The 24,126-nt window shown below is 69.0% G+C and carries 24 protein-coding genes; 17 read left to right on the top strand and 7 right to left on the bottom strand.

What is annotated here, in order from left to right; translation table 11 throughout:
- Positions 1–876 precede the first annotated feature (876 nt).
- From NE234_RS37435 to NE234_RS37425, 3 genes are all read left to right on the top strand, one after another.
- On the top strand, positions 877–1,425 hold the full coding sequence (locus NE234_RS37435) for a carboxymuconolactone decarboxylase family protein (protein ID WP_252785701.1): 549 nt from the start codon (positions 877–879) through the stop codon (positions 1,423–1,425).
- A 170-nt stretch (positions 1,426–1,595) separates the two neighbouring features.
- Positions 1,596–2,243, top strand: coding sequence for a nitroreductase family protein (locus NE234_RS37430; RefSeq protein ID WP_252785700.1), 648 nt, complete (start codon positions 1,596–1,598; stop codon positions 2,241–2,243).
- Positions 2,244–2,270: 27 nt separating this feature from the next.
- Positions 2,271–3,497, top strand: a complete 1,227-nt coding sequence (locus NE234_RS37425) for an MFS transporter (RefSeq protein WP_252785699.1) — start codon at positions 2,271–2,273, stop codon at positions 3,495–3,497.
- Between the two features lie 240 nt (positions 3,498–3,737).
- Here NE234_RS37425 and NE234_RS37420 read toward each other — a convergent pair whose 3' ends face one another.
- Positions 3,738–4,367 carry a TetR/AcrR family transcriptional regulator gene (locus NE234_RS37420; RefSeq protein WP_252785698.1) on the bottom strand — a complete coding sequence of 210 codons (630 nt, stop codon included), beginning with the start codon at positions 4,365–4,367 and terminating at the stop codon, positions 3,738–3,740.
- A 735-nt stretch (positions 4,368–5,102) separates the two neighbouring features.
- Here NE234_RS37420 and NE234_RS37415 point away from each other — a divergent pair.
- Positions 5,103–6,020, top strand: a complete 918-nt coding sequence (locus NE234_RS37415) for an NADP-dependent oxidoreductase (RefSeq protein WP_252785697.1) — start codon at positions 5,103–5,105, stop codon at positions 6,018–6,020.
- A 28-nt stretch (positions 6,021–6,048) separates the two neighbouring features.
- Here NE234_RS37415 and NE234_RS37410 read toward each other — a convergent pair whose 3' ends face one another.
- The gene (locus tag NE234_RS37410) at positions 6,049–6,336 is read right to left on the bottom strand and encodes a hypothetical protein (RefSeq protein ID WP_252785696.1); all 288 of its coding nucleotides are present in this window, start codon (positions 6,334–6,336) and stop codon (positions 6,049–6,051) included.
- 968 nt (positions 6,337–7,304) lie between these two features.
- Between NE234_RS37410 and NE234_RS45655 the strand changes: the two genes are divergently transcribed.
- The 3 genes from NE234_RS45655 to NE234_RS45650 all read left to right on the top strand — a co-directional run bounded on the left by NE234_RS45655 (position 7,305) and on the right by NE234_RS45650 (position 13,357).
- Complete coding sequence (locus tag NE234_RS45655) at positions 7,305–10,166, top strand: helix-turn-helix transcriptional regulator (protein WP_308206973.1); 2,862 nt, start codon at positions 7,305–7,307, stop codon at positions 10,164–10,166.
- Positions 10,167–10,597: 431 nt separating this feature from the next.
- Positions 10,598–11,560: an alpha/beta hydrolase gene (locus NE234_RS37400; protein WP_252785695.1), complete on the top strand. Its 963-nt coding sequence runs from the start codon at positions 10,598–10,600 to the stop codon at positions 11,558–11,560.
- Positions 11,561–11,935: 375 nt separating this feature from the next.
- Positions 11,936–13,357 (top strand): RICIN domain-containing protein, encoded by a 1,422-nt coding sequence (locus NE234_RS45650; RefSeq protein WP_252785694.1) that lies wholly within the window; start codon positions 11,936–11,938, stop codon positions 13,355–13,357.
- A 65-nt stretch (positions 13,358–13,422) separates the two neighbouring features.
- Here the strand turns inward: NE234_RS45650 and NE234_RS37390 are convergent, their stop codons facing one another.
- The 4 genes from NE234_RS37390 to NE234_RS37375 all read right to left on the bottom strand — a co-directional run bounded on the left by NE234_RS37390 (position 13,423) and on the right by NE234_RS37375 (position 16,641).
- On the bottom strand, positions 13,423–14,643 hold the full coding sequence (locus NE234_RS37390; protein ID WP_252785693.1) for an epoxide hydrolase family protein: 1,221 nt from the start codon (positions 14,641–14,643) through the stop codon (positions 13,423–13,425).
- On the bottom strand, positions 14,640–15,104 hold the full coding sequence (locus tag NE234_RS37385; RefSeq protein ID WP_252785692.1) for a MarR family winged helix-turn-helix transcriptional regulator: 465 nt from the start codon (positions 15,102–15,104) through the stop codon (positions 14,640–14,642). The genes NE234_RS37390 and NE234_RS37385 overlap by 4 nt, the downstream gene beginning before the upstream one ends.
- A gap of 77 nt (positions 15,105–15,181) precedes the next feature.
- Positions 15,182–16,165 carry an aldo/keto reductase gene (locus NE234_RS37380; RefSeq protein WP_252785691.1) on the bottom strand — a complete coding sequence of 328 codons (984 nt, stop codon included), beginning with the start codon at positions 16,163–16,165 and terminating at the stop codon, positions 15,182–15,184.
- Between the two features lie 137 nt (positions 16,166–16,302).
- Positions 16,303–16,641 (bottom strand): MmcQ/YjbR family DNA-binding protein, encoded by a 339-nt coding sequence (locus NE234_RS37375; protein ID WP_252785690.1) that lies wholly within the window; start codon positions 16,639–16,641, stop codon positions 16,303–16,305.
- A gap of 207 nt (positions 16,642–16,848) precedes the next feature.
- On the opposite strand from NE234_RS37375, the gene NE234_RS37370 reads away from it, so the two are divergent.
- The 3 genes from NE234_RS37370 to NE234_RS37360 are packed head-to-tail and all read left to right on the top strand — an operon-like array spanning position 16,849 to position 18,936.
- Complete coding sequence (locus NE234_RS37370) at positions 16,849–17,346, top strand: pyridoxamine 5'-phosphate oxidase family protein (protein WP_252785689.1); 498 nt, start codon at positions 16,849–16,851, stop codon at positions 17,344–17,346.
- Between the two features lie 31 nt (positions 17,347–17,377).
- Complete coding sequence (locus NE234_RS37365; protein ID WP_252785688.1) at positions 17,378–17,785, top strand: YciI family protein; 408 nt, start codon at positions 17,378–17,380, stop codon at positions 17,783–17,785.
- Between the two features lie 5 nt (positions 17,786–17,790).
- Positions 17,791–18,936: an RNA polymerase sigma factor gene (locus NE234_RS37360; RefSeq protein ID WP_252785687.1), complete on the top strand. Its 1,146-nt coding sequence runs from the start codon at positions 17,791–17,793 to the stop codon at positions 18,934–18,936.
- A 79-nt stretch (positions 18,937–19,015) separates the two neighbouring features.
- Here NE234_RS37360 and NE234_RS37355 read toward each other — a convergent pair whose 3' ends face one another.
- A complete protein-coding gene (locus NE234_RS37355; protein WP_252785686.1) occupies positions 19,016–19,399 on the bottom strand; it encodes a DUF5997 family protein in 384 nt (127 codons plus the stop codon).
- A 55-nt stretch (positions 19,400–19,454) separates the two neighbouring features.
- Between NE234_RS37355 and NE234_RS37350 the strand changes: the two genes are divergently transcribed.
- The 7 genes from NE234_RS37350 (at position 19,455) to NE234_RS37320 (ending at position 24,049) form a co-directional block, all read left to right on the top strand.
- Positions 19,455–20,138, top strand: a complete 684-nt coding sequence (locus NE234_RS37350; RefSeq protein ID WP_252785685.1) for a LysR substrate-binding domain-containing protein — start codon at positions 19,455–19,457, stop codon at positions 20,136–20,138.
- A gap of 27 nt (positions 20,139–20,165) precedes the next feature.
- Positions 20,166–20,903, top strand: a complete 738-nt coding sequence (locus NE234_RS37345; protein ID WP_252785684.1) for a VOC family protein — start codon at positions 20,166–20,168, stop codon at positions 20,901–20,903.
- A gap of 208 nt (positions 20,904–21,111) precedes the next feature.
- Entirely contained in the window at positions 21,112–21,603 is a 492-nt protein-coding gene (locus tag NE234_RS37340; RefSeq protein ID WP_252785683.1) for a DinB family protein, read from the top strand.
- Between the two features lie 47 nt (positions 21,604–21,650).
- A complete protein-coding gene (locus tag NE234_RS37335; protein ID WP_252785682.1) occupies positions 21,651–21,962 on the top strand; it encodes a hypothetical protein in 312 nt (103 codons plus the stop codon).
- Positions 21,963–22,008: 46 nt separating this feature from the next.
- Entirely contained in the window at positions 22,009–22,200 is a 192-nt protein-coding gene (locus NE234_RS37330) for a hypothetical protein (protein ID WP_252785681.1), read from the top strand.
- Between the two features lie 98 nt (positions 22,201–22,298).
- Positions 22,299–23,039, top strand: coding sequence for an SDR family oxidoreductase (locus NE234_RS37325; RefSeq protein ID WP_252785680.1), 741 nt, complete (start codon positions 22,299–22,301; stop codon positions 23,037–23,039).
- Between the two features lie 14 nt (positions 23,040–23,053).
- Entirely contained in the window at positions 23,054–24,049 is a 996-nt protein-coding gene (locus tag NE234_RS37320; RefSeq protein ID WP_308206972.1) for an RNA polymerase subunit sigma-70, read from the top strand.
- The last annotated feature ends 77 nt before the right edge of the window (positions 24,050–24,126 follow it).

The following is a 24,126-nucleotide window of genomic DNA, read 5'->3' as shown; positions in this document are numbered from 1 at the left end:
ACGATGGCTACCTCTTCTCCGGGCGCAAGGAGAAACCGGTCACGCGCAACCCCTACCGGGAGCACTCCGTGAGTGCGGTCAGCGTGGCAGGGCTCCCCGATAGCTTTGTGGCCGCACTCGCTACGGCACTACTTTGCCTCGCTCGCTTTCGAATCGCCCACCTGAGCGTACGACGACACCAATGCCTGGGCGGAATCCTGAACGAATACGAACATGTTGCTTCACCTGCACGGATGAGGTTGTCGGCAAGGATGGCGCCGCCTGGCCCCGGCCGCGCCACGATCGGCATGGGCCGCCCGGCACCGCTCCGGCCCACCGTGAGACGGGCACCCGCTGATCCGGTGATTCCCGAACCCCTCGTAGAGGGGTGCGAGGCGGAGGCGCAGGCGGATCCGAGAGATCTTGCGTTCGTTCCAGCCCGGCCGTAAGTGAAACTGGACCTAAAAGTCCATCCTGAGTCAGTCGATCGTATCGGAGCCGACCGGCCTCGAAGCGCCTTGAACTCGGCCGTTCCGAGCGGTCGAATGGCTCGTCGCGTAACCCCAGAAGGCGTCTGAGCAGGCTCGTTGATCCGCCGACCTCGACCCTCCTGCATCCACTGCACCAAGTGCGGCCGCCCCGGTCTACTGGGGTTGCCGAGAAAATTTCTGGACTGTATGGTCCTTCTGTACGGTGCTCCCGTTGCGAAGAGATCCGGAACTCGGCGCCGACTGAGTCACCCCTCGCGATACGGGTCACCAGGTGTCCCGCGCAGCCGACGCCATCGGCCAGGTCGCAGCCAGGGCGGCTAAGGCCTGCGGCGGAGCTCTGAAGCACTAAGAGTCCGACGTGGGCTCACCGACGACCACTCACATCCCGACCGGAGGTCGATTCGCCGTGTCACGACTGAACGTTCCCCCTGATGTACCCGCCGGCGCGCAGCGGATACTGGACAACGTTGGCGCGCAGCTCGGCTTCGTCCCGAACATGTTCAAGACCATCGCGTCCAACTCGGCCGTTCTCGAGGTCGTCACGACTCTGCAAGGCGCCTTGAGCCGGGTTCTGGATGCGAAGACGCGGCACAGCATCGCGCTGGCCGTGTCGCAAGCCAACGGCTGCAGTTACTGCCTGGCCGTACACACCTACGTCGCGACCGAATTCGGCGGCATGTCGGCCGACGACCTCAGACTCGGCCGCCTCGGGAGCTCGGTCGATCCCAAGCGCGCCGCGGCCGCTCGCTTCGCGCAACAGGTGGTCGACAGCCGCGGGCGGGTCAGCGACGCGGAACTCGCGGGTGTGCGAGGTGCGGGGTACACCGACCCGCAGATCCTGGCGATCGTCGCGCTGGCAGTGCGATTCCTGCTCACCAACTTCATCAACAACGTCAACCAGACCGACCTCGACATTCCGGCCGTCGGCTCGGTCGATACGGCCGTGGCCCAGTGAACCCGCACCCGGAGCCGACGGCCCGACGCGGCGAGCGAGAGCGCGATCGAGCATGTGCTCCGCGCCTGGCGCGAAGCCGTGCCGGCCCAGGACGCGGACAGCAAGAACTAGCTCAAACCCTACGAACCACTGCTCCTCACCTACTGGTCGCAAGAAGAAGGAAGATTGACGTGGATCTCGACAAGCTCATGAACAAGCACCTCACCAGGGCTTTCGATCCTAGTAAGACCATCCCAGAGGAAACCCTTCAGAAATTGTTGAGGTTTCTGCGGTCTACGCCGACATCGACGAACATTCAGCCCAACCACTTCTACGTACTCGCCACGGCCGAAGGCAAAGAGCGCCTCGTGGCCCACCTGGGGGAACGATTCCAAGACAACAGCGAGAAGATCCTGAACGCGTCGCACACCATCATCCTCACCACCCGGGCAGATCTACCCGAAAGCCACCTCAAAGAGGTGTTCGACAAAGAGACCGCCGACGGTCGCTTCCCCGACCCGGCGAAGCGCGCGCTGTGGCAGTCAATGACCCGCGACTTCCTCAACCTGCGCAACTACGGCTACAAGGACCTGAACCACTGGATGGAAAAACAGACCTACATGGCGCTGGGCATGACCATGATGGCGGCCGCTGAACTCGGTGTCGAAGCCATGCCGCTCGAAGGGTTCGACCCGACCAGCGTCGACAAGGGGTTCAAGATTCGCGAGACCGGACACACCACGACAGTGCTGCTGGCGCTCGGTTACCCCGATCCGGCGAAGGTGTACAGCGACCCGATTTCACGCTTCGAAGCCGACCGGCTGTTCACCTTCGTCTGAGAATCCCGGCATCGGAACGTGGTACCTGTGATCAAGCAGGTCGGCCGGGGCGGATCGCTCCGGCCGGCTTTCTCATCTGCGGTGGCATCTCTGGCGGCCGCGTTTGTCGCGGTGGGCTCGACGATCCCGCTTTTCAACATCTACCGGGCCGAGGAGGGGTTCACCAACGCCGATATCTCGATGACCGTCGTCGCCTACTCCGCTGCCACGCTCACCACACTGTTGGTGATGGGACGGCTATCCAATCACCTGGGCCGCCGGCCCACCTCGATCGCGAGCCTCGGACTGCTCGTGCTGGGCTGTCTACTGCTGCTGAACGTGCACGACATCGGTACCCTGATCGCCGGTCGGCTCCTGATGGGCCTCGGGGCCGGGCTTGCCGGCACCAGCCTCACCTCCTACATCGTCGATGCCGCACCGGCCAGGCCGGCCTGGTTGGCCTCCGTCGCCTCCAGCCAGACAGTCATGCTGGGCCTTGCCGTCGGCGCCATCGCCTCCGGAGCCTTGATCCAGTTCGGCCCATGGCCACGCGAGCTCATCTACTTGGTTGCCATCGGCCTCCTCCTCCTGTCTTCCGCGCTCATCGCCATCAGCCCGGAGACTGAAACTCCGTCGCCGGGCGCTTGGCGATCACTGCGACCCGACGTCCGCGTACCGGCCCGGGGCAGGCGTCTTCTCCCTGTCGCGGCCGCAGTGTTCCTGGCCACCTGGGCGACCGGGGCCTTCTACCAAGCCTTCGTGCCCGCACTGGTCGAAGATCAACTTCACACCCGCAGCCCGCTCGTCCTCGGACTGGTGTTCGCCGCCTACATGGCACCCAGCGCTCTCGCTGCTCCCATCGAGGGCCGGTTCACGCCCGCGGCAGCCCAACGCATCGGCATGATCATCTTCCTGATCGGATGGATCGGCATCATCACCGCGACCGCCACCGGCACACTGGCGTTGTTCATCGCCGCAACCATCGTCGCCGGCGCCAGTCAAGGCATCGCTATCAGCGCCGCCACGCGCGGCCTGCTGCATGGCAGCACCCTGGCCGACCGGGCATCGATCTTCGGCGTCATCTACCTCATCTGTTACAGCGCCGCCACGTTCCCCAGCCTCATCTCCGGCCAGCTCTCCAACAGCTTCTCGCTACCGCAGATCGCCCTCGGATACGGCGCACTCGCCCTCCTCGCGACGCTGTTCGCTGTTTTCGCTGCACGTAACCCATGCACCGACACGAGTAAGAGCAGCCGGCTCGGTGAGTGGTCATGACGAAGCGGCCGATTGCGATCTTGGTCTGCCGAAGATACCCAGGTGGCGTTCGAGATCTACGGGACCCGAGAACCGCCAAGACGGTCGGCAGGCGACAGCCTGTGCGTGACCTCGCCGAGATGCGAGACTGCAGTCGTCGCGGAGCCCTGTGCCACAGGGTCTGTGGGCAGTGGAGGCGGCCGACGACGGCCAGTTTCTCGGCGGCGCGACCCTGCGTCCCTTGAGCCCGCGCGCACGCCGTCACGCCGTGAGGAACGACTTCACGTGGTCAAGCGCCATATCGAGGGCGATCTCCATGGGCTTGATGTCATGCGCCGTCTCGGCGAGGAGGTACCCGCCTTGCAAGGCGGCCATCAGGCCCGTGGCAAGCTTCTCCGGGTCGGCATCCGGCCTGAGCGCCCCGCTGTCCCGCATCCGCCGCAGGCCGGCGGCGAGCAGCCCTTCCCATTCGGCGAACGACTCGGCGAGCGTGGCGCGGGCCTGGTCGTCCTGGTCGGCGAGCTCGCCGGCCAGCGAGCCGAGCGCGCAGCCGTAGGCGCCGTTCCGCAACGCGTTTCGCTGCACCAGCGCATCGCGCCAGCGAATCAGACCGCGGAACGACTTCAAGCGCTGAAGGTAGCCACGTTCACGTTCGAGGACCTGCGCGGTCCGCGCGGCGACGACGGCGCGGACCAGTTCTTCCTTGTCCGGGAAGTGGTTGTAGAGCTGGGATTTACTGGTATTGCTCGCAGCCCGGACGTCGTCCAGCGTGGTCGCGTTCACGCCTTTCACGTACATCAGCTCGGTGGCAGCCGCCACGATGCGCGCACGGGTGGCGGCCCCACGCGGCGTCAACCTCCGCCCCGGCTGTGCGTTCTCCGGCCTGCTCACAGGCCTCAGGCTACCCTTTTTGCGCACAGCTGCCGCCGCACGGCTACATGGTCTCCGTGGCCACGGGTCTGCCATCCAGCCCGTTCGTCGTCATCTTAAGTGGACGATAGACGCATTCGTATTAAGGAACGTGGTGGGCGGATGCGCGTTCGAATCGACATGACGATGGACACTTCGCTGGGCGGCTTACTCTCGTCGCCGGCCACGGTGAAACTGCTCGGTATCTGGTGGCCCGCCCGTCGCGGGAACGACCCAGCCCCTGGACCGCCTGGCGGGCGTCGGGTTCGAAGGTGCGGTACTGACCAGGCGGGAGATCGGTGTCGTCACGTCTGCGGCCGCCGGAACCACGCGTGATCACAGCCATGCAGCCCTCTTCACGTGGCAGGACGGCCGCAACCCCACCGCCACCCACTTCCACTTGGCCTGTGCATCCCGATGTGGTACCCGCCCACGGCGACGTCGTCGCCGGCGAGGGATCCGGTGATGAGGTCCTCCGCGATGAGGGCGTAGCTGCACACGGGGTAGAGCTGGACTATTTAGTCCATACGTGCCGGAGCTTTCATCGGCGAGCCTCCACCGTCCGGTGGCCTGGTGTGGCGAGTTCGCGCTGGTGTACCGATATGTCCCCGTCTGGGCAGCTGCCTGTAGGCTGGAGTAAAAATGGACGATATAGTCCATAGCCCATAGGCCATCGCGCAGAGCGTTGGCTGCGAGGACTGGATGCAGGGAGTGCCGATGAAGGCGATCGTGGTGAGGGACCAGGCTGCGGGGACGGCCGGGATGACGCTGGTGGAGCGGCCCGAGCCGCCGGCAGCGATCAACGACGTCGTGGTGCGGGTTCATGCGTCGGGGTTCGTCCCGACTGAGATGGAGTGGCCCTCGACCTGGACCGATCGCGCCGGCCGTGACCGGACACCGTCGGTCCCCGGGCACGAGGTGGCCGGAGTGGTCGCCGCGCTCGGCTATGGCACGACGGGGCTGTCGGTGGGACAGCGGGTGTTCGGCCTCACGGACTGGTATCGCGACGGCACCCTGGCGGAGTACGTGGCGGTCGAGGCGCGCAACCTCGCGCCGCTGCCGGGCGACGTCGATTTCACGGTGGGCGCGAGCCTGCCGATCTCGGGCTTGACCGCATGGCAGGGGCTGTTCGAGCACGGCCGTCTTCAGGCGGGGCAGACCGTCGTGGTGCACGGCGCGGCCGGCGCGGTCGGGACGATGGTGACGCAGCTCGCACGCGAGTTCGGGGCCTATGTCATCGGCACCGGACGGGCGGCCGACCGACAGAAGACCCTCGACTTCGGCGCGCGAGAGTTCATCGACCTTGAGAACGAGGCGCTGGAGGACGCCGGCAGCGTCGATCTGGTGTTCGACGTCATCGGCGGTGACGTCCAGAGGCGGTCCGCCGGCCTGATTCGCGCCGGAGGAACGCTGGTGTCCGTCGTCGGGCCGACCGAGGTGCGGCCCGCCGACGGCGTGGCGGTCGACTTCGTCGTCGAGTCCGATCGCGCCCAACTGGGCGAGATCGTGCAGCGGGTACGGGACGGACGACTGCGGACGAACATCGACACCGTCGCGACCCTCGACAACGCCGTCGCGGCCCTCAACCCGACCGAGCGCCGCAAGGGAAAGACGATCATCCACGTTCGCCCATAAGCAGAGCGTGTTCGAGAAGGTCGGGCCATCAGCGGATGTGGTCAGGGGGCCGGATTCCGCGACGCTCGGCACGGCTCTTCTCGGTCGTGTCGGTGCGCGGCTTGCGTGCAGCGAGGATGGTGAACAGGGCGGCGTCGATGGCGAGTCCGTCATAGCCGAGGGCGATCTGTGGCAGCGAGAAGGTGTTGGCCAGTGACCTTCTCGCACGGCTGAGCATCGAGCAGTTGCCGTAGAACCGTGTCGGCCGCGGGTCGACGGCGTCCCACCGACTCGCGTTCCCTGCCCGTAGCAACACCCGACGGCGTCCGTGGGTCATTCTTCGATCCGCACGCCCGCCTTGGCTAAGCGACGGGCGTCGCCAGTGGGATCCGCCCGGCCGGCTCTTGGCAAATCGGCCGCCGCCACCAAGCCGCGCACCGAAGCGGGCGGCCGACCGTCGGTCGCACCATGACGGCCGCGCCGACCACTGAGATCGATGGGCTTCTTCCTTGGCCGCCCGCTCAGCGTTCGTGTTCAACACTCTGACCCTGCGTCAGGCCCAGAGGCGCCCAGTGGGCTCATCGGCGTCGGCGGGCACGGTCGTCGCACGCCGGACGACCGGCGATCCACCCGGGGGACGGTAACGGATCCAAGGCGGCCCATAACCACCGCATCGCCCATTGGAGCAGGTCTTGTACGCCGGTCGGCGGCATGGAGGGGGATTACGACTTCTCCGGCAGAACAGCCTCCTTCGCTTCCGGATGTTCCCAGGGGCCGGTGAACTCGCGACTGCGCGGCTGAGCCTGACCCTTAGGATCCCGATGGTCTCGGGCGGGTCACCGCCCGGTCGGGAGCATGGAATCAGTGCCTGAGCCGACATCGGGATTCCATTGATGCATGTGCCGCCTATGACCTGTGTGTCGCCTACGATCTCTGGGCTGGACCGCGGCTCGCGCATCCTGCACGGATGGGTGATGCGGAGGTCGTGGCCTCTCAGCAGTATCTAGTTATCGCCGCTTGTAGCTCGCGGTGACGGTGACCGATCGAGCTGGGGCCGCAATGGGGGGCGGCGCTCAGATCGTCGGCCAGGCCGACCGATGGTCGTGCTGATGTCGCCGCTCGGAGCTCGCGGTGACGGCGTACCGGCCGGGCCCAGGTTCAGGGGGCTGGGCCCGGCCGGTGCACCGGAAGACCATGCTTCACGGCAACGTGGATACGTCACCGCCGGGTGCCGTATGCGCCGCGGCACTCACCCGTCCGCAGGTCAACGAGGTGGTGAGGGTCTCAACCGGGTAGGCTCTTGGCGTGTCCGATGGAAATCCGCCGGGCGTGTGGCCGTCGGCTCCAGACACCTCCGCTCGAGTCGACCTCGGGCGATGTTCGCGGCGTGGCTGGCGTGGCCGGGACCGTGAGTGGCAGGTTATCGCGGGTCTGCTGCGGGCGGCCGTGAGCGGCCGCGGTGGGGTGTTGCTGGTCGAGGGTGAGTCGGGCGTTGGCAAGAGCCGCCTGCTCGCCGAGGCGGTCGAGGCCGCGGCGGGATTGGGGTTCGTGCTCGCCCGGGGTACGGCGGATGAGTCAACCCAGTTGGCGCCGCTGAAGCCGCTGATGTCAGCGTTCGGGGAGTCCACTCAGACCTTGCTCGGCTCTCGGGGGATTACGCCCGCGGACATGCGGTTGCGGCTGGTGGATGAGTTGCAGGCCCGGCTGGAGAACCGGGCCGCGGACGGCCCGCATCTGGTCACACTGGATGATCTGCAGTGGGCCGATCCGATGACGTTGCTGGCGTTGCGCTCGTTGATACCCGAGCTGGCGTCGTACCCGCTGGTGTGGATCTTGTCTCGTACGATCGGCAGTGGCGGTTCGGGGCTGGACCGGTTGTATGAGGTTCTCGAACGCGATGGCGCGACGCGGCTGATGCTGGAGGCGCTGGGCGACCAGGCCGTGGCCGAGGTCATTACCGACATGCTCGATGTCGCGCCGGATCCGGAGTTGCTCGCGCTGGCGGCCGGGGCGGGAGGCAACCCGTTCTTGCTCATGGAATGGCTTGAGGGACTTCGCGACGAGGGCGCGATCGAGATCCGCGACGATCACGCGCGTCTGGTCTCCCGGCGGCTGCCGCGCCGGGTGCAGGAGATCGTGCGTAGGCATTGTGAGGATTTGTCCTCACCTACGCGCCATCTGCTGCAGGTCGCGGCCATCTTGGGCCGCTGCTTCGACGCGAACGACCTCGCGGACATGCTCGGCGAGCCGCCCAGCAGGCTGCTGCCGGCGCTGGAGGAGGCCGAATCGGCGAGATTCGTGGTGCCGGCAGGGGACCAGCTGGCCTTTCGGCATGACCTACTGTGGCGGGCCGTGGCCGAGACCGTTACTGCGTCGATGCGCCAAGCCTTGCACCGTCAGGCGGCGCAGATGCTGTTGGAGCGTGGCGGGTCGGCCATTCCCGCCGCAGCGCATCTGATGCGTAGTATGCGGCCGGGGGACACAGCCGCTCTGGAGGGCCTTGACCGGGCGGTAAGTGAGGTGTTGCCCTCTTCCCCGCAGACTGCGGCCGATCTGGCCGTCCGGGCGCTCGACCTCACCGCGCCGTCGGCTCCCGGCCGCTTCGACCGTACGGTGACCGCCGTCTACGCTCTTGCGGCGGCCGGGCGGCTGGCCCAGGCGGCGGAGCTCGCTCGCACCGCGCTGAGCCAGACCACGCTGCCTGAGCAGACCTCCCAGCTGCGCTACGTACTGGCCTACGTCCTGATGCTGGCCGGCCGACCGGAGGAGGCGGTGGCCCAGGCGCGGTCGGCGCTCAGCCAACCGGACCTTTCCGGTGAGCTAGGAGGCCTCACCGAACAAGTGCTGTTCCAAGCGCTGTTCGCCAGCCGCGACCGTCGACGAGGGCGAGAGCGGGCGCAGACCATCGTGGCCGCCGCCGAACGTCACGACCCTCCCGCCCGGGTCGGGGCTCACATACTGCTCGCCGGGATCGACTGGGCGGAGGGACGGGCCGCCGATGCGATCGGTCACCTCCGCGAGGCGGTACGCATCGCAAGCGGCGGGCCGATCCAAGCCCAGCACGCGCACCCGCGCCTGCTCCTGGCCAACGCACTTACGTCCATGCGGCAGTTGGGGGAGGCCGAGGCGGTGTTCCAGGCCGTCGACCAGGAGATCACAGCGCTCGGCCACACCGCATATGCCGCCAGTCCCGCGATCTGCCGAGCCCGGCTGCGGCTCGCCTCCGGCCGGCTTGACGACGCCGCGGCCGAGGCCGAAGCCGGGCTGGCCATGGCCGACCAGCTGGGCATGCATGCATTCGATTTCCTGGGGCTCGCAGTGCTCGCCATCGTCGCAGCGTGCCGCGGCGACATCGACACCGCCACCAGGCACGCCGAGCTTTACAGGTCTCGACGTCAGGCAGGTCAAGGCGAGCTGTACGGACGCGTTTGGTGCGAGTGGGGTATGGCGCTGGTGACCGAGGCCCGAGCCGGCCCGGATAAGGCGATCGACGCGATCAGCGCCACGATCGCCATTGCCACGGAACGACAGTGGCTGCTCATGAGCGAACCCGGCGCCGCGGGCTGGCTGACCCGGACCCTGCTCGCCGCCGGCGACCGCTCCGCCGCCGAGACCATTGTGGTCACCGCCGAACGTCTCGCCGAAGACAACCCCGACTTCCCCACGCTGGCCGCCTCGGCCGCCCACGCTCGCGGCATCCTCCACCGGGACCTCACCGCCCTGGCCCGCGCCGCCGCCACCCACGTGGGTCCGTGGGACCGTGCCTCGGCCGCCGAAGATCTGGGCGTCCTGCACGCTCATGCGCCTGGCGGCTCCGGCCACGACGCGGCGATCCACAGCCTGGACCAGGCGCTTCAGGACTACCAGCAGACCGGCGCACTGCGCGATGCAGCCCGCGTCCGCGCCAGGCTACGCAAGCTCGGCATAAGACGCCGCCACTGGCGTCAACCCGAACGCCCGGTCTCCGGATGGGACAGCCTCACCGACACCGAACGCAACGTCGCAACACTGGCCGCCCAAGGACTCACCAACCCCCAGATCGCCACCCAGATGTTCATCTCCCCACACACGGTCAAGTTCCACCTCCGCCAAGTCTTCCGCAAACTCGACGTCGGCTCCCGCGTCGAACTCGCCAGGCTCGCCGCCGACCACATCTCGGACATGTGATTGAGGCGATCGGACTCAGCCTCACCACGGCGCCTCACCATCCCCTCTGCACACCTCGTTCTGGAGAGCCTGTCGAACCGGATGAGACGTCAGGCCACCTGCCCGGTTGGGTGATACGGAGGTCGCGGCCTTCTGCGCAGTATTCAGGTGTCGCCGCTGGGAGCTCGTGGTGACGGCGACCCGACCAGCTGGGCCCGTATGGGGGCGGTGCTCAGATCGTCGGGCAGGCCGGCCGATGGTCGCGCGGATCGCCGCTTTGAGCTCGCGGTGCGGAGGCGGCCGGGCACCAGCCCAGGTTCGGGGGGTGGGCTGGGGCCCGGTCGGCTCGTCGGCGACAACAAGGCGAAGAGGGGGCCGCTGCCGTGTCTCACGGACATTCATGACGACCGTCGGGATGTGCGGGCCCGGATACCAAGCCGGAGGAGTCCGCCATGTCCGAACACGATCCCGCGCCCGTCTTGGAACCGGAGGCCGCCGCCTTCGCCAAGGCCATGTCCCAGCCGCCGTTCCTTTTCGACCTCGGCCCCGTCAAGGCCCGCAAGGCCGTCGATCTGCTGCAGGCGGGTGCCGTCAGCAAGCCCAAGGTCGCCGAGGAGTGGGTGAGCGTCCCTGGCGGGCCCACCGGAGCCGTCCGTACGCGGGTGATCAAGCCGGAAGGAGCCGACGGGCCGCTGCCGGTGGTGCTGTACATCCACGGCGGCGGAGTCTTCGGTAACGCCCACACACACGACCGGCTGGTACGGGAGCTGGCCGTCGGTGCCGGAGCGGCCCTGGTCTTCCCCGAATACACCCTGTCGCCGGAGGCGCGCTACCCGGTCGCGATCGAGCAGAACTATGCGGTCTCCCGCTGGATCGTCACCAACGGCGCCGACGAGGGGCTCGACGCTACGCGGCTGGCGGTCGCCGGTGATTCCGTCGGCGGCAACATGGCCGCCGCGCTGACCCTGATGGCCAAGGAACGTCGCAACGTTCCCTTGGTGCAGCAGGTGCTGTTCTACCCGGCCACCGACGCGAACTGCGACACCGGCTCCTTCCACCGGTTCGCCGAGGGCTACTTCGTGCGCCGCGAAGAACCGCAGTGGTTCTGGGACCAGTACACCACCAGCGAGGACCAGCGCGCCGAGATCACCGCTTCACCGCTGCGCGCCACCATCGGACAACTCGCCGGCCTGCCCCCGGCACTGATCATCACCGCCGAGGCCGACGTATTGCGTGACCAGGGCGAGGCCTACGGCAACAAACTCCGCGCCGCCAACGTCCCCGTCACCGCTGTCCGCTACCAGGGCACCGTCCACCACTTCATGATGCTGAACACGCTGCGAGGGACCTACGCCGCCGAAGCCGCAACCACCCAGGCCATCACCGTGTTGGGCAGGGCCCTCGAGATCGCATGAGCGCGGCAGCGCGGTCAGGCCCGGTTGGTCGCCGCGACACCCCGGTCACCCCTCCGACATGGCCCCCGTCGTCGGGGGGCTGATCAGCGCGGAGGCCGGTTGGGCGTCCGGCCGGACCGTACGCGCCAGCGGCGCCCTGTTCTGAGCCCGGACCTCATGGCCATCCGCCACGCCGGTGATGAAGGCGGATGAAAGCGTGTTGACACTCCCTGACGGGGCGACTTAACGTCCAGGCGACCGTCTGTCGAACCGTGTCCGAGATATCGAACGCGCGGGTCCGGCGCTCGATCGGACCGCGTAGCGGCCGGCGCCAGCGGCGGCGAGCCGAAGGGACAGCAAATGATCTCGTTAGTTCCGCCCGTCGGCCGTGCACGCGTGTCCACCGCGTTCCGGATGCTGGCGGTCGTCGCGCTCGCTGCGGGCCTGGTGATCGTCGCCTCGCGTCCGGCGCACGCGTCCACCGGCGGATTACGCGGCGTCAACTGGGCCGATCAGAGGGACAACTTCGTCGACGGCGTGGTGTACCCGTCCGGGCTCAGCGCATCCGACACGTACTCCTCCGCGGCCACCGTGGCGAACCAGGTGGTCGGCGGGCTCTACTCGATCACTGGTGCGAACACGGTGCGGATGCCGATCAACGAGCCGACCGTGTCCGGTTACTGGGGGACCTACACCGGTGCCATCGACACCGCCCTCAGCAAGGGCAACGTGATCCTGGCCTACTGGGCGCACAGCGGCGGGAGACCGACCGACCTGACCGCCTTTTACCAGATGTGGGACAAGGTCGTCGCCAAGTACGGCGGAAGCGCGAACGCCTACTTCGAGGTCATCAACGAACCGTACGGCTACAGCGCCACCGACCTGGACAACACGTACGACGACTGGCTGAACCGGTATGCCGGCGTGCCGCGCAGCCGGGTGATCCTCGACGGCGCGGGGTTCGCGACGAACGTCCCCGCCGTCGGCAACGACGGACGTCTGAACGGCACGCTGCTCGCGGTGCACGACTACACGATGAACGTCGGCTCGCCGTACGACGACGAGACCGCGTGGGCGAACCACCTCGCCTCCTACATCGGCGGATACGCGAGCCGTACCGTCGCCACCGAATGGGGCGCCCCGATGAGCCCCGGCAGCAAGTACAACGTCCAGTGGGACACCGTCGACTACAGCATCCCGAGCGGGTCGTTCTGGGCCGACTACGTCCGCGGGATCAGCAGCGAACTGCGCAGCCTCGGCATGGGCAGCGTGTACTGGCCCGGCCTGCGCGACGGGGACTGGTACAGCCTGACCCGCAGGAGCGGAAGCGGCGCGAGCATTCAGCTGTCGCCGGTAAATCCGTCCGGGCTGACCCGGCTGCAGTACGCCTGGGGGATCGGGAACGGAGGCGGCACCTACGTCAAGGTCCGCAATGCGAGCACCGGCCTGCAGATCGACGGTGCGGGCAACTCCACCAGCGGCTCCAACGCCGCGCAGGGGGGCGATACCGGCAGCGCGAACCAGCAGTGGGTGATCGAGAACGACGGCGACTACGTACGGATCAAGAATCGCGCGACCGGCCTGTATCTGGACGGGATGGGCCGCACGTCCAACGGCTCGGCCGTCGGCCAGTACGCGGACAGTGGGAGCACGAACCAGCAGTGGTCGGTGGTGACCGACGCCAACCACGTGCGCGTCAAGAACCGCGCCACCGGAATGTACATCGACGGTATGGGCGGCACCGGTAACGCGGTGCTGGCCCAGTACGGCGACACCAACAGCACCAATCAGCAGTGGACGATCGTCGCGGCCGGCTGACGAGGACGTGAACGTCCGCTGTGACCTCCATCAGGTGCCGCCGGCGTCGCCCGGTGGGTCGCTCGTCAGCGGCGGCCGCGGAAGGTGCGGCGCAGGTCCTCGACCCACTCTCCGGGGATCTCCCACGGGATGAAGTGGCCGCCGCGGTCGTGGACGGTCAGGTTGACGTGGTTGTACCAGTCGGCCCGGTCGCTGTCGAGGAAGTGGCGGACCCGCTGCTCGGTGGTCACGCCCGGCGGGTTCTCGTACCCGACGAAGGTGATGCCGGTGGGCGCCTCCACGACCGGCCGGCGATCGTGCGACGGCGTCCACGGGTAGCGGTTGTTGTTGGCGTAGGTGCGGATCGAGGTGCCGATCGCGTTGTTCGCCCAGAAGATCATGGCGTGGGTGAGCAGGTCCTCCTTTGAGAAGACCGTCTCAATGTCGCCGCCGTTGTCGCTCCAGCTCGTCCAGCGCTGGAGGATCCAGGCCAGCATCCCGGCGGGTGAGTCCGACAGCCCGTACGAAAGCGTGCTCGAGTCGAGCATGTGCGCGGCGAGGTGGACCGCGAACCGCTTCTCGATCGTCACCAGCCGGGCGCGCGCGTCGGCGGGCATGTCGTCGGGGATGGGCCGGCCACCGCTGAAGTCCCACGCCCGGTCGCCGTTGAACAGGTCGAGCTTCAGGCCGGAGCCGATGTGGATGGCGTACAGCTCGTCGGCGTACTTGTGCCCGAGCTGACCGGTGACGAGCGCCCCGACGTCGCAGCCGGCGGCGGCGTACCGCTCGTGGCCGAGCGTCTCGGTCATCAGGGTGTGCCAGAGGTCGGCGACCTTCCAGTAGTTCATGTCCGGGTGGTCCGGCAGCGGGGCGGAGAATCCGAACCCGGGGAACGACGGCACGATCACGTCGAACGCCTCGGCCGGGTCGCCCCCGTACGCCCCGGGGTCGGCGAGGGGGTCGACGACCTTGGACCAGTGCCAGAACGTCCAGGGCCAGCCGTGCGTGAGGATCAGCGGGGTCGGGTGCGGCCCGGCGCCGGGGCGGCGCATGAAGTGCACCGGAACGCCGTTCACCTCGACGCGGTAGTGCTCGTACGCGTTGATCGCCGCCTCGGCCTTGCGCCAGTCGTACTCGTCGCGCCAGTACTCGACGAGTTCCTGCAGGTAGGTGAGGCGCACGCCGTAGTAGGAGTCGTCGTTGCCCGCGTCGACCGGCCAGCGGGTGAAGGCGAGCCGCCGCCGCAGATCGGCGAGGACGTCATCGGGCACGTGAATCGGCGTCGGCGTCAGGGGGAAGGCGGTCATGCTCGTCCTCGCTGTTCGTTCTGGGAGTCGCCGAGCTCGGCGATGCGGCGGAGCGCGGGCAGCGCGGCGGCGATCGCGGAGCGCTCTTCGGCCGAGAGCCGCTCGAGGATCGGCGCGAGCCGTGCGACCCGGTCGGCGCGGCGAGCCGCGACGACCTCGGCACCCGCGGGAGTGAGGTGAATGAGCACGGCCCGGCCGTCACGGGGGTCGGGCCGCCGCTCGACCAGCCCGTCGTTCTCGAGCCGGGTCACCATCTGCGTGATGGCCGACTGGGTGACCTGCTCGGTCGCGGTGAGCTCACCGAGCCGCAGCGGACTCCGCCGGGCCAGCGTGTGCAGCACCGACAACGTGGTGAAGCTGAGTCGTTGGATCGACGGCAGCCGGATGTAGAAGCCGTTGAACTCCTCGACCACCGCCGCCATCTCGTCCGGATCCAGCTCGGGCGTCCGCTCTCCTGGCACGCCGGAACTGTATCAGTAACTTATTTAAGTTTCTAATGGATGTGGGAAGTGCCCCGCTCGAAGGGCCGACGCGCCATTCAGGCCCGCACGGGTGCCCGCTCGTCGAGAAGGCCCGCCGCGACCAGATCGGCCCACACCTGATCCGGGACCTCCGCCCGGTACGCGGCGACGTTGTCCCGTACCTCGTCCGCTGAGCGCATGCCGACCACGATGCCGGCGACCGCCGGATGCAGCAGGGGGAACGCCATCGCCGCCTGGGGGAGAGTCACACCGTGCGCCTCGCACACGGCCGCGATCCGACGTGCCCGCCGCAGGATCTCCGGCGAGGCGGGGGCATAGTCGAAGGGCGCTCCCTGGGCGGGGCGAGGTGTGGCGAGCAGGCCGGAGTTGAAGATCGAGGCGGCCAGCACCGACACGCCGCGTGCGGTGCACGCCGGCAGCAGGTCGTCGAGCGCGCTGTGGTCCAGCAGTGTGTAGCGGCCGGAGAGCATCACCGCGTCGACATCGGTCTCCTCGACCAGTCTGGTCAGCATGCCGGGGTGGTACATGCCCGCCCCGATGGCGCCCACCACGCCCTGGGAGCGCAACTCCGCCAGCGCCGGGTACCCGTCGCGCAGCGCGTCTTCGAAGTGCTCCTCCGCGTCGTGCAGGAGCAGCAGGTCGACGCGGTCCACGCCCATGCGGGTCAGGGAGTCCTCGACACTGCGCAGGACGCCGTCGCGGGAGAAGTCCCACACCCGGCGGTGCGTGGCCGGCACGTGGAACGGCTCATCGTGGCGTCCGGCCGGATCCTGTTCCACGAGGAGCCGTCCGACCTTGGTCGAGAGGGTGAAGCCGTCTCGGGGCATGCCCCGGAGGAACTCACCGGTTCGGCGCTCCGAATGCCCGATGCCGTAGTGCGGCGAGGTGTCGAAATAGCGGATGCCGCAACTCCAGGCCGCGTCAAGCGTGCTGGTGGCGGTGTCGTCGTCCAGTGGTGCGAACAGGCCGCCGAGGGGGCCGCCGCCGAAGCCCAGCTCCGTGACCTCCACCGTGCTGCGCCCCAGCCGTGTCGTCCTCATCCGGTCGGTCTCCTCCGTACGGCATCCACGTGCGACGCACCGAGTGTTGCGGCGCCGGACCCGCGTATCCAACCGGTTTTCGGCCTGGCGAGGGGCCGAGCCGGCGATGTCGGCGGCACGCCCGCCGGCCTCGCCGCCTACGTGACCCGCATGCGCCAGGCGTCGGTGACGAGTTCTTCCAGACGGTCGAGGTCCACCTTTTCCAGCCACAGCATGACCAGAGGCATCCCGTCGTAGGCGGGCGTGGTGAAGAAGCGCTCCGGCTCGCCGAGCAGCAACGCCTGCTTCTCCGCCTCGTCGCCGACGTACAGTACGGCGATGTCGGTCCGGATGACACGTGGCTTCCCCGGTCTGCGCTCGGGGTAGGACCAGACGAACCCTTTGCCCGCGACCCGGAAATCGAAGCCGTCGCTGTCGATCTCGACCACGTCAGGTAGCGCGAGTGCCAAGCGGCGGACGTCTTGGTCGTCAGCCATCGTGGCCGCTCCCGGTCACCGTCTTCTGCACAGGGGCAGGCTATCGGGCCAGATCCCGCCAACGGGGGCAAGTCGGGTGGTCCTGTCGCCCGCCACGGCGGTGGCAGCCGGAAGAAATCCGGGAAGTCGGGGGCCGGCGGATGTCGAGAACGCTCCGACGGCTCCGTCCCCGGGGCGGACCACGACAACGACCTCAGAGGGACGGCCATGCGAGCGAACGAGATCACCGAGATCCTGGACCGGCCGATCAGCCAAGAGCTGTTGGCACGCGACGTGACCCGGCTGGCGTACGTGGCCAAGGACGGCACGCCCCGGAACGTCCCGATCGCGTTCACCTGGAACGGTTCGGAGATCGTCATGTGCACGACGAAGAATGCCCCGAAGCTCCCGGCTCTGCGGGAGAATCCGATGGTCGCCCTGACGATCGACACCGAGGTGCACCCGCCCAAGATCCTGCTGATCCGCGGCCGGGCCGAGCTGGACGTCGTCGACGGCATCCCGGACGAGTACCTCCAGATCAACGGCTCGTACGAGATGACGCCCGAGCAGCGGGTCGAGTGGGAGGCCGAGGTCCGCTCGCTCTACGACGGCATGGTCCGGATCGTGGTGACCCCGACATGGGCGAAGCTGATCGACTTCGAGACGACCCTGCCGAGCGCGGTCGAGGAGCTGGTCCGGCAGCGGGCCGAGCGTGAGCGCGCCTGAACACGGTCCCGACCGTACCGAGGAGAACATGATGGCCAAGTACCTGCTGCTCAAGCACTACCGGGGCGGCCCCGCACCGGTCACCGACGTGCCGATGGACCAGTGGACGCCGGAGGAGGTCTCGGCCCACGTGCAGTACATGCGGGACTTCATCGCCCGGCTGGAGAGCACCGGCGAGTTCGTCGACACGCAGTCGCTCTCCCCGGAGGGCACGTTCGTCCGCTACGACGGCGAGGGGCGGCCGCCGGTCACCGACGGCCCGTTCGCGGAGACCAAGGACCTGATCGCCGGCTGGCTGGTGATCGACGTCGACGGCTATGAACGGGCGCTCGAGGTGGCAGGCGAACTGTCGGCGGCTCCGGGCGCGGGCGGGAAACCGATCCACGAGTGGCTGGAGGTGCGCCCGTTCATGTGCGAGCTTCCGACCATCACGGACTGACGCCCGTGGACGAGTCCCTCCTGCGGACCCTCACCCCAACGGTGATCGGCGTCCTCGTCCGTCGCGGAGCCGACTTCGCGTCGGCTGAGGACGCCGTGCAGGACGCCCTGGTCGAGGCCGTGCGCGTGTGGCCGGACGGCCTGCCGGCCGATCCCAAGGGCTGGCTGGTCACCGTGGCCTGGCGCAAGTTCCTCGACGCCGCGCGCGCCGACACCTCCCGGCGGCACCGCGAGGTACGCGTCGAGGCCGAGCCCGTGCCGGGTCCTGGCGAGGCGGTGGATGACACGCTCCAGCTGTACTTCCTGTGCGCGCACCCGTCCCTGACACCGGCCTCGGCCGTCGCGCTCACGCTGCGCGCGGTCGGCGGCCTGACCACGCGCCAGATCGCGCAGGCCTACCTCGTGCCGGAGGCGACCATGGCCCAGCGCATCAGCAGGGCCAAGCGGACGGTCTCGTCCGTGAGGTTCAACCGGCCCGGGAACGTGGCGACCGTCCTGCGCGTGCTCTACCTCGTGTTCAACGAGGGACATGGCGGAGACGTCGACCTGGCGGCCGAGGCGATCCGCCTCTGCCGCCAACTCTTCGCCCTGACCGACGAGCCCGAGGTCGCGGGGCTGCTCGCGCTCATGCTGCTGCACCACGCGCGCCGCGCGTCCCGCACCGGCCCGGGAGGCCGCCTGGTACCGCTCGCCGAGCAGGACCGATCGTGCTGGGACACGCGCCTGATCGCCGAGGGAGTGACCATCCTGCAGGCGGCGCTGGCCCACGACCGCCTGGGCGAATACCAGGCGCAGGCCGCGATCGCCGCCCTGCACGCGGACGCCCCGAGCACCTCCGAGACCGACTGGGTGCAGATCGTGGAGTGGTACGACGAGTTGTTGCTCCTCACCGGCAGCCCGGTCGTACGGCTCAACCGCGCGGTGGCGGTCGGCGAGGCCGACGGACCGCGGGCAGGCCTGGCGGCCCTGGCGGAGGTGAGCCCCGACCTGCCCCGTTACGCCGCGGTACGGGCGTACCTGCTCGAACGCGCCGGTGACCTTGAGCGGGCCGCCGCGCTGTACGTCGAGGCATCCCGCGTGGCGACCAGCGTTCAGGAGCGCGACCACCTCACCCGCGAGGCCGCCCGGGTGCGGCAACTGCTCCAGACGTGAGCATGGCGAGGCATGGGGGCGCCGCTGTTCGCCCGTCGTTCGCCCTGGTCGGGGCGTTCAGCCGCAGGGTCCCTGTGGGTCAGGCCTTGGCGCGCTGCTGCTTGAGGCGGAGCTCCTCTTGGCGGACCTTGTTTCGGATGGCCTGCTCGCGCTCCAGCCAGTCGGGGTTTTCGGCCTTCAAGGCTTCGATCTCGGCGGTGGTGAGGGGGCCCGTGATGCCGGCACGGGCCAGGCCCGAGGCGGAGACGCGGAGCCTGGCGGCGACGACCTGGCGGGGGTGGGGGCCTACGCGGCGCAGCTCGGCGAGCCAAGCGGGCGGGTCGGCCTGGAGCGCGTTCAGCTCGTCCCGGGAGATGACACCCTCCTGGAATTCGGCGGGCGCTGCCGACAGCAGGATCCCCAGCTTCTTGGCCGCGGTCGCCGGCTTCATGGTCTGCGGGGTCTTCGCCTTGGACGTGCTCATGAGATCAAGCGTAGCCAGCGGGAGGGAGCCCTCTGGACGCGGCTAGGCTGAGCGCGTGACCAAGGGTGAGTTCCGGGTGGCCTACGCGCCGGGGGTGACGCCCGGGAAATGGGCCGGGCTGTGGGCCGAGCGAGTGCGGGACGTGCCGCTTCGGCTGATCCAGATGGCGGGTGCCGAGGCTCTCCCTCTGCTGCGGGACGGCGGCGTGGACGCGGCGTTCGTGCGCCTGCCCGTCGACCGCGAGGCCCTCCACGTGATCCCGCTGTACGTGGAGACGACCGTGGTGGTGGTGCCGAAGGATCACGTGGTGGCCGCGGTCGAGGAGGTAGAGCTCGCCGATCTCGCCGACGAGGATGTGTTCGAGCCGCTCGACGAGGTCCTGGCCTGGCTCGACCGCCCCGGGCAGCCCGCCTTCACCCGTCCCGCGAGCACGGCGGAGGCGATCGAGCTGGTGGCGTCGGGGGCCGGGATCCTCCCGCTCCCTCAGTCTCTGGCCCGCCTCCACCACCGCAAAGACCTCACCTACCGCACCGTGACCGACGCCCCCCGATCCCAGATCGGCCTGGCCTGGCTCGAGGCCGAGACGACCGATCTCATGGAGGAACTGATCGGCATCGTCCGCGGCCGTACCCCCAACAGCACCCGTGGCCGCACCGCCCAGCAACAACCCACCCGTAAGAAGCCCCCACAGAAGCACTCCACTCCCAAGCCTCGCCGCCGGCCGCACCGCCGGACGTGAGATGACGGCAGCCCTTACGATCTTCGTATGGCGACCAGACTGGTGCAGATCAATATGAAGGCCCATGACGCCTCCGCGCTCGGCCGGTTCTGGGCGGAGGCGCTCGGCTGGGCCATCGACAGCGAGGACCCCATCTGCACCAGCCTCGTACCCGTCGGCTTCGCCTACCCCGACCCCAAGGCCGTCTGCATCGATCTCATCGCCCGCCCGGAGCCCAAGACGGTCAAGAACCGCGTGCACCTCGACCTGGCCACCACCTCGGCCGGCCACCAGGCGGAGTTGGTCGCACGTCTCAAGGAGCTCGGAGCGACCGCCGCCGACGTGGGCCAGGGGGACGTCCCCTGGACGGTCATGGCCGACCCGGAGGGCAACGAGTTCTGCGTCCTGGACCCCCGGCCCCTCTACCAGGACACCGGCCCGATCGCCGCCGTGGTCGTCGACTGCACCGACCCGCGCGCCATGGCCCGCTTCTGGGGCGAGGCGATGGACTGGACCGTGCACGAGGTCACCGACGACCACGCGGTCATGCGCTCCGCCACGGCCGTCGGCCCCTACCTGGAGTTCATCCGCACCCCCGACCCCAAGACCGTGTGGAACCGCGTCCACCTCGACATCTGCCCCTACCCCGGCGAGGACCCGGCAGCAGAGGAAGCCCGCCTGCGCACCCTGGGCGCCACCGACCCGGGCATCGATCAGTCCGACCTCCACTGGAGGGTCCTCGTCGACCCCGAAGGCAACGAGTTCTGCCTCCTCAGCCCCCGCTGATCTCGCGGTGGCCGGATCGGCCTCGTTCTGGTCGCCGGCCCAGCCACGAGGCGACCTTGCCAGAACCGCACGATCTCGTGCCGAATGTGGGTGCGTGGCAAGACTGAGCGAGTACCCGAGCCTGCACGAGGTCGCCGACCACGTCGTGCTCATCCGCCGCATCGCCGGACACGGCGGCCGGCGCCGCCCCTGACGAAGGAAGGCCACCGTGCCCAGCACCACGCGCCGCAACGACACCCCGCCGCCCCGGACCGGAGGCAGCGAGACCGAGACCCTGCGCGGATTCCTCGACTACCTGCGGGCCTCGATCGCCGCGAAGGTCGATGGCGCACCCGAACCGCAGGTGCGAACAGCCGCAGTGCCCTCGGGCACGAACCTGCTCGGCCTGCTCAACCACCTGACCTTCGTCGAACGCTGGATGTTCCTCGGGGACGACGTCACCGACTGGCAGGCGACGTTTCAGGCTGCGCCGGCGGACAGCGTGGCCGACATCGTGGCCCGCTACCGAGAGACGGTCGAACGCGCGAACGACGTGCTCGACGGGTGCACCGATCTCGAGGCACCGGTTCCTCGACCGCGGTCGGAACGCCCCGCGCCCAGCATCCGCTGGGCGCTCACCCACATGATCGAGGAGACCGGCCGTCACGCGGGCCACGCCGACATCCTCCGCGAACTGATCGACGGCGCGACCGGGCGCTGACTTCGCCCTCTCGGGGGCCGGCGTGCGGCTCGGGAGCTCGGCCGGCCGTGGCGACCGCCGGGCCCGGCAGCGGTAACGCCGCTCTCATCGCGGCATCGTCACGCCGCGCGATGTGGGACGCCTCGGACGTCGGGACCGGCACGCCGGGCCTCCGCCTGTCGGGCGCGGCGCTCGGCCGCCGCACTGCGGGCTGCGGTCAAACGGGCGCGAACCTGGGCGGCACCGCTGCGGGCGGCTGCCGGATCGACGGCCCGGCCCGCGTACTGGGCCAGCACTTCATGCACCGGCGGAGGGTACGGCGGATCCCGATGGGCCAGTACCGGCGAGGGGCCGTTCCCGGCGGCGGCGAGCACGAGTGATGTGTGACAGCTCGGGCATTTCACTGCGGACCGGTCGTCCTTGCACATGCTGCCGATGATTCCTTGCACCACCGACAAAACCGGTACCCTGCCGCGGCTGGACGCCGATGGTCAGGGCGATTTCCAGGAATGGGCGCCTTGGACGCCGGCCGTGGAAATCAACGGCACGGCCGTCGCCGATGATTCGCTCAGTTCCGGCCGGCGTCATCGACGGCCCCAGCCGGCCCGCCCTTTGTGACTCACGTCACGCCTTGGATCCGGGCGGCGACGACGGATTCCCTTCCGGCGGCTGGTCTAGATATCGACTCGACTCGTTCACCACCCTCGGAGTGTCTGATGTCCGATTCCTTCCAGATGGCCGTCGTGACCGGTGCCGGCCGTGGCTTCGGGCGTGCGATCGCCGCCGCGCTCGTCACCGCGGGCACTCCCGTCATCGGCATCGCCCGTGACCGACGGGAACTGGACGCCGTACGCGAGGAACTCGGTGCGGGCTTCACCCCCGTCGTCGCCGACGCCACCGACGAGGTGCTCGCGCGGGAAGTGATCCATGACCACCGTCCCGACCTCCTCGTCCTCAACGCGGGCGTCAAGCCGCACATGGCCCCCCTGCACGAGCACACCTGGGAGACCTTCAGCCGTAACTGGCACGTCGACACCCGGCACGCGTTCACCTGGACCCGTGCGGCGCTGCGCGGGCCGTTGGCGCCGGGCAGCGCGGTCGTCACGATGTCCAGCGGCGCGGTCGTGGCCGGCTCCCCGCTCAGCGGCGGGTATGCCGGCGCCAAGGCGGCCGTGCGTCACATCAGTGATTACGCGCGCGAAGAGTCCACCAGGTCCGGGCTGGGGGTCCGCTTCGTCGCGTTGCTTCCACAGCTCACGCCGACCACCGGCCTCGGAGCGGAGGCGGTCGCGGATTATGCCGCGCGCCAGGGCGTCGACCCGGCCGCATTCACCCGTGGCCTGCAGCCGGTTCTCACCCCGGAGCAGGTCGCCGTGGCCGTCGTGGACCTTGCCGGCGATGCCGCCACGGGTCCGGCTTACCTGATCACCGGTGCCGGGCTGCGCCCGGTCGGCTGAGCCGGCCACCGACAGTGGACCACACCACGACCCGGGAAGAACCTGCGATGTCGTCGGATACCGAATTCACCGCCCTGACCGCGACCTTCCGGCCCGAACTGCTCGCGCACTGCTACCGGATCCTCGGCTCGATCCACGATGCCGAGGACCTCGTGCAGGAGACCTATCTGCGCGCGTGGCGCGGTTTCGGCCGGTTCGAGGGCCGCTCGTCCATACGGCGGTGGCTCTACAAGATCGCGACCATGGCCTGCCTGACGGCCCTCGAGAGGCGCGACCGCCGCCCGCTCCCGTCAGGACTGGGCCCGCCATCGGACGACCACAGGGTGGCCCTGGCCCAGAGTGAGCCGTCGGTGGCGTGGCTTCAGCCGGCGCCGGACACGCTGCTCGGTATCGCCGACCCGGCGGTGATCGTGGCCGGCAGGACCGGCGTACGGCTCGCCTTCATCGCCGCGCTCCAGCTCCTCCCCGCCCGGCAGCGCGCCGTGCTGACATTGCGCGACGTGCTGGCGTTCCGCACGGACGAGGTCGCCGAGATCCTCGACACGACGAGTGCCGCCGTCGACAGTGCGCTCCGCCGGGCCCGGGCTCGTCTCGCCCAGGCCGGACCGGTCCAGGACGATCTCGCCGAGCCCGACGAGGACACCCGGCGCGGGCTCCTCGACGCCTATGTCGACGCCTTCACCCGAGCGGATCCGGATGCGCTGGTGAAACTGTTGCGCGCCGACGTCGAGTTGGAGATGCCGCCGATCCCGACCTGGTTCACCGGCCGACCGGCGGTGGTCGGCTTCCTCACGAGCCGGGTCCTGCGCAGCGGGCTGTGGCGGATGGTCCCCACCCACGCCAACGGCCAGCCCGCCGTCATCATCCACGAGCGCACGGACGACGGCCGATATCAGCCGTACGGCATTCAGGTTCTGACCCTGATCGGGGCACAGGTCAGCCGCATCACCGCATTCATCGACCCGGACCTCGTACCGACCTTCGAGGTCGCACACGAGCTCACGGCCTGAAGCGGGCGCCCACGCGGGTGCAGGCCGGGAGCCTTCCGCATAGGGCTGGTCCGCGCGTTCGATCCAGAAGAAAGGGC

It is taken from the genome of Actinoallomurus rhizosphaericola (genome assembly GCF_024055675.1).
GTDB lineage: Bacteria > Actinomycetota > Actinomycetes > Streptosporangiales > Streptosporangiaceae > Actinoallomurus > Actinoallomurus soli.
Note: the sequence above shows the minus strand (reverse complement) of the source record. Positions and strands in the feature narration are given on the sequence as shown.

Excerpts from the sequence above, each read along its gene's own strand:
- NE234_RS37365 (WP_252785688.1), top strand. The coding sequence starts at position 17,378 with ATGGCCAAGTACCTGCTGCTCAAGCACTACCGGGGCGGCCCCGCACCG.
- NE234_RS37400 (WP_252785695.1), top strand. The coding sequence starts at position 10,598 with ATGTCCGAACACGATCCCGCGCCCGTCTTGGAACCGGAGGCCGCCGCC.
- NE234_RS37410 (WP_252785696.1), bottom strand. The coding sequence starts at position 6,336 with ATGACCCACGGACGCCGTCGGGTGTTGCTACGGGCAGGGAACGCGAGT.
- NE234_RS37390 (WP_252785693.1), bottom strand. The coding sequence starts at position 14,643 with ATGACCGCCTTCCCCCTGACGCCGACGCCGATTCACGTGCCCGATGAC.
- NE234_RS37330 (WP_252785681.1), top strand. The coding sequence starts at position 22,009 with ATGCTGCCGATGATTCCTTGCACCACCGACAAAACCGGTACCCTGCCG.
- NE234_RS37345 (WP_252785684.1), top strand. The coding sequence starts at position 20,166 with ATGGCGACCAGACTGGTGCAGATCAATATGAAGGCCCATGACGCCTCC.
- NE234_RS37375 (WP_252785690.1), bottom strand. The coding sequence starts at position 16,641 with ATGGCTGACGACCAAGACGTCCGCCGCTTGGCACTCGCGCTACCTGAC.
- NE234_RS37355 (WP_252785686.1), bottom strand. The coding sequence starts at position 19,399 with ATGAGCACGTCCAAGGCGAAGACCCCGCAGACCATGAAGCCGGCGACC.
- NE234_RS37415 (WP_252785697.1), top strand. The coding sequence starts at position 5,103 with ATGAAGGCGATCGTGGTGAGGGACCAGGCTGCGGGGACGGCCGGGATG.
- NE234_RS37380 (WP_252785691.1), bottom strand. The coding sequence starts at position 16,165 with ATGAGGACGACACGGCTGGGGCGCAGCACGGTGGAGGTCACGGAGCTG.
- NE234_RS37325 (WP_252785680.1), top strand. The coding sequence starts at position 22,299 with ATGTCCGATTCCTTCCAGATGGCCGTCGTGACCGGTGCCGGCCGTGGC.
- NE234_RS37370 (WP_252785689.1), top strand. The coding sequence starts at position 16,849 with ATGCGAGCGAACGAGATCACCGAGATCCTGGACCGGCCGATCAGCCAA.